This is a genomic window from Streptomyces apricus (assembly GCF_008369065.1).
In the GTDB taxonomy this organism is placed as follows: domain Bacteria; phylum Actinomycetota; class Actinomycetes; order Streptomycetales; family Streptomycetaceae; genus Streptomyces; species Streptomyces apricus.
Genome location: NZ_VDFC01000079.1, coordinates 1 through 2,375 on the forward strand (window position 1 = coordinate 1; position 2,375 = coordinate 2,375).

The window sequence follows — 2,375 nt, forward strand, 5'->3', positions numbered from 1 at the left end:
CGCGGGGTGACGGCCCCGCCTGGGCCCAGGGGCCCCGGGGCCCCGGGGCCCCGGGGGGGGCGGGGGATGCGTAGTCGACTGCGGCGCCGTCGTGGCCGGTCGCGCAGTTCCCCGCGCCCCTGAAAGACGGGGCTGCGCCCCTGTCTTTCCCGGCGCGGTCAGTGGTCGTCGTGTTCCAGGAGGCCCGCGTCGTAGGTCAGGAGGGCGATCTGGACGCGGTTGTTGAGGGTGAGTTTCGACAGGATGCGGGAGACGTGGGTCTTGACCGTGGCCACGCTCATGAACAGGTCGGCCGCGATCTCGGCGTTCGAGCGGCCCCGGCCGACGGCCACGGCGACCTCGCGTTCGCGGTCGTTGAGCGCGGCGATCCGCGCACGGGCGCGCGTACGCCGGGTGTCGGGCGCACCCCCCGCCGCGTGCTCCATCAACTGCCGGGTCACCGCGGGCGAGAGCACGGGGTCACCGGCCGCGACCCGGCGCACGGCGTCCAGGATCTGCGCGGGCGGGGTGTCCTTGAGGACGAACCCGGCGGCACCCGCGCGCAGGGCCCGCAGCACCTGCTCGTCGGCGTGGAAGGTGGTGAGGACGATGACCTCGGGCGCGTCCGCACGGGCCCGCAGCCCTTCCGTGGCGGCCAGTCCGTCCACCGTCGGCATCCTGATGTCCATGAGCACGACGTCGGGGCGGGTGCGGTCCACGGCCGCCGCGACCTCGCCGCCGTCGGCGGCCTCGCCCACGATCTCCAGGTCGTCGGCGCCGCCCAGCATGAAGGAGAGCCCGGCCCTGACCAGGGGGTCGTCGTCGACGAGGAGCAGCCGGATCGCAGTCATGCGCACAAGGTAGCCGAGGCGGTACGCGGCACGGTTCCCCTCAACTCCACGGCAGCCAGGCGTGCACGAGGAAGCCGCCGTCCGCCCCGGTGCCGTGTTCCAGGTGGCCGCCGGCCAGCGTGGCCCGCTCGGTGCAGCCGATCAGGCCCTGCCCGGAGCCCGGGACGTGCGGGACGTCGCCGGGCGGCGGCGGATTGTGCACGGAGAGCGTGAGCCCGGTACCCGGGGCCCCGGACACGCTGACCGTGACCTCCGCGCCGGGGGCGTGCTTGCGGGCGTTGGTCAGGCACTCCTGGGTGATGCGGTAGGCGGTGCGGCCCACCGAGGCAGGGACGGTGTCGGCGTCGGCCACCCGGTTGTCGAGGGTGACCTTCATGTCGGCCTCCCGGCTCTCGGCGACCAGCCCCTCCAGCGCGGTGAGCGTCGGCTGCGGGCGTCCGGCCTCGTCGTCGTCACCCGCGGCGCGCAGCACCCCGATGATCTCCCGCAGGTCCTGCAGGGCCTCGTGCGCGCTCTCCCGGATCACCCCGGCCGCCCGTGCCACCTCCGCCCGGGGAGCGTCCGGCCGGATCTCCAGCGCGCCGGCGTGCACGCTGAGCAGGGTCAGCCGGTGGGCGAGCACGTCGTGCATCTCGCGCGCGATCGCCTCCCGGGCCAGCCGCTGCGCCTGTTCGGCCCGCAGCGCCGCCTCCGTCTCGGCCCGCCGCGCGCGGTCGCGCAGGCTCAGCATGAGCTGCCGCTTGGACCGCGCGAGCATGCCCCAGCCGACCAGGGTGAGCATCAGCAGTACGCCGAGGCCCACGACCACGAGGTACGGCAGGTCGGCGTCGGGGCGCCACCAGTAGAAGAAGGGGAGCAGCGCGAGCTGCGTGCCGGCCACCCAGGCGACGTACCTGAAGGGCCGGTGCACGGCCAGGGTGAACAGGGCGACGAGTCCCGCGCCGCCCGCGGTGTTGGAGACGAAGCAGACCGGGACCATCGCCACGGCGAGGCCGACCGGCCAGCGCCGCCTGAGCCAGACGGCCGCGCACGCGAACGCGCCGAGCCACTGGTCGAGGACCTCCATGACGTGCGGGATGTTCGGGTCGCCGTTCGTCGCGTCCGCGCCGGCGAGGCCCACCCCGACGGCGAGCAGGAAGCAGGCGAAGTCGACGGCCCAGTCCCGCGCGGTGCGCCGGGGGCGCCCTCCGCGGCCGGTGCGGTCCGGGTCGAGTGCCGAGGTGACGGCGGACGGCAGGAACCACCGGCGGACCAGGAGGTGCGCGGGCTGCGGCGGCGGTGGCTCGGTAGGGCTCACGATCGGCAAATCTACGCAGCGCGGGGCGGGGGCGCCGCCCCGTGGAGGCGGTCGGCTACCAAAGTCGGGGGGCGGCAGACTTTCGGCGCGGGCCGTCGTGCCGGTCGGGGACTTCCGTCGTCCCGTTCCCGTCCTGGGGCCGATGACCGCGGGGGCCGGCGGGGCCGAGCATCCTCGTATGAAGCAGGTTCTGGAGTTCCTCGGTGTCGTCGCGCTGCTGCAGGGTGGAGTGGGGCTGGTGCACGAGT

The 2,375-nt window shown here is 74.9% G+C and carries 2 protein-coding genes; both read right to left on the reverse strand.

From position 1 onward, the window contains the following. Positions 1–158 precede the first annotated feature (158 nt). Positions 159–830, reverse strand: a complete 672-nt coding sequence (locus FGF04_RS35535) for a response regulator transcription factor (RefSeq protein WP_149515513.1) — start codon at positions 828–830, stop codon at positions 159–161. Between the two features lie 40 nt (positions 831–870). Next, entirely contained in the window at positions 871–2,136 is a 1,266-nt protein-coding gene (locus tag FGF04_RS35540; protein WP_235882663.1) for a sensor histidine kinase, read from the reverse strand. Between the last annotated feature and the right edge of the window lie 239 nt (positions 2,137–2,375).